This is a genomic window from Cyclobacterium salsum, from assembly GCF_010119245.1.
GTDB classification, from domain to species: Bacteria; Bacteroidota; Bacteroidia; order Cytophagales; family Cyclobacteriaceae; genus Cyclobacterium; species Cyclobacterium salsum.
On the sequence record NZ_WNKG01000035.1, the window covers coordinates 1 to 1,750 of the forward strand.

Annotated in this window: 3 protein-coding genes; all 3 read left to right on the plus strand. The window is 44.4% G+C overall.

The features are described from left to right. A partial coding sequence (locus GJS45_RS23900; RefSeq protein WP_235954945.1) for a hypothetical protein occupies positions 1–203 on the plus strand: 203 nt, incomplete at its 5' end. Positions 204–818: 615 nt separating this feature from the next. Then, complete coding sequence (locus GJS45_RS23530; protein WP_162344343.1) at positions 819–1,046, plus strand: DUF433 domain-containing protein; 228 nt, start codon at positions 819–821, stop codon at positions 1,044–1,046. Continuing rightward, positions 1,046–1,429, plus strand: a complete 384-nt coding sequence (locus GJS45_RS23535) for a DUF5615 family PIN-like protein (RefSeq protein ID WP_162344344.1) — start codon at positions 1,046–1,048, stop codon at positions 1,427–1,429. The genes GJS45_RS23530 and GJS45_RS23535 overlap by 1 nt, the downstream gene beginning before the upstream one ends. The last annotated feature ends 321 nt before the right edge of the window (positions 1,430–1,750 follow it).

Genomic DNA, 1,750 nt, shown 5'->3' on the forward strand with positions numbered 1-1,750 from the left:
TTGGCGGAAACCTGGTTTCACTTTTTAGCGGCTGGATAGCCAATGCAGGGAGCGCAAGACCCCAACTACCCCGGGCTGCGCCTCTTTTATCGGCTTACCCGGGGCTTATGGTATTTCGCCCCTTCGGGGCTTGGTTCCGGATACCTGATATAATAGCCGTTAGACAGGCTACCATACAATTTAGGTCCAATCGTGGTGGTTAATTGGCTGGGGCCCTGCTGAGGTATAGGGATCGGCTTTGGGGCAGGTTTTCTTGTTTTGGGTTCAGCCTTGGTGGTTAAAGTAGCTCGGAACCGGCTCAGGTATTCACAGTAGCTGTCTGGCAGTCAGCCTTTACTTTGGATTCAAGCCTGGTGGTTAAGGTTTAAACAATTGTATCATCCCATCATCCCATCATCCCATCATCATATCACCACATCATCACATCATCCCTCAGTCTCCCCCTCACTAAGTCACTCCGTCTCTAAGTCTCCAATTCCCTCAGTGTCCTTCGAGCCTCTTTGTGCCTTAGTGACTAAAAACCCCTGTACGTTCCATCCGTCTCTCCGTCCCCCTGTCACTGAGTCTCTTAGTCCCTCAGTCACCCCCTCTCTTAGTCTTAATCCGGTGGTTAAGGGTTAAACAATGGTACCATCAAATTGTCACCCTATCACCACATCATGCCTTCGACTCCGCTCAGGCACCTGAGAAATCAAATCATCACACCATCCCTGAGTCCATCAGTCTCTTAGTCTAAATCCGGTGGGTTAAGCTTGCAGGAAGGCAATTAAGAAAACCGAATATTTTTTTTAAATTTGATCCGATTTAACCTTGAAATCATGGATTTACTAAATAGAATTACCTTAAATGCTTCTGTCTGTCATGGTAAACCATGTGTACGTGGAATGAGATGGCCGGTAGAAGTGATAATAGATATGCTGGGATCCGGGATGAGTGTGGAAGAAATCATAGCAGATCATCCAGAACTTGAAAAGGAAGACATATTGGCCTGTTTGCAGTATGCGAAACTTTCATTATCCGGTCAAAATAGTAAGGAGTTGGTTTGATGAGGTTCCGCTGCGATGTTCATATTTCGTTCAAACTAGTAAATCATCTCAGATCATTGGCTTTTGAAGCGATTCATGTAAATCAAATTTTGGATAAATGGTTTACCCAGGACGAAGCCATTTGCCACTACGCAGACGAAAATGATCTGATCGTCCTAACAAAAGATATCGATTTTAGAAATAGTTTTTTGGTCAGGAATACTCCTAAAGAACTGGTCAGAATCAAACTTGGTAATTTATCCAATGCTAATTTAATAATGGTAATGACCGAATACCTGCCAACCCTACAAAAATTAAATTCAGATGGGGGGTTTATGATGGAAATAGATCAGACATCGGCAACGGTCATAAAAACGCCTCATAGCCCTGAAGGCAAACAATAACCTGGCACAAAAAATCATCTAGGAAAATGAAATTTCGTACGATGACCCAGCTGTTAACCAATTAAACCATTTCCCTCCGAGGCTCTTTGTGACCAAAAATCCCTGTACGTTCCCTCCGTCCCCCCGTCACTGAGTCTCTTAGTCCCTCAGTCTCTCAGTCACCCCCTCTCTCAGTCTTAATCCGGTGGTTAAACTGGCTCGTTATCGGCTGGACTTTAGGGTCTGGCCTTTTTGCGTTTTAAGGTATGTTTTTTTTGCAGGAACCAATTTTCGAAGCATCGGCTAATTTTGATCGAACGTCTACGATTGAAAGAAGCGGGA

Bases quoted from the DNA above. Each gene is read 5' to 3' on its own strand.
- GJS45_RS23530 (WP_162344343.1), top strand. From the start codon at position 819: ATGGATTTACTAAATAGAATTACCTTAAATGCTTCTGTCTGTCATGGT.
- GJS45_RS23535 (WP_162344344.1), top strand. From the start codon at position 1,046: ATGAGGTTCCGCTGCGATGTTCATATTTCGTTCAAACTAGTAAATCAT.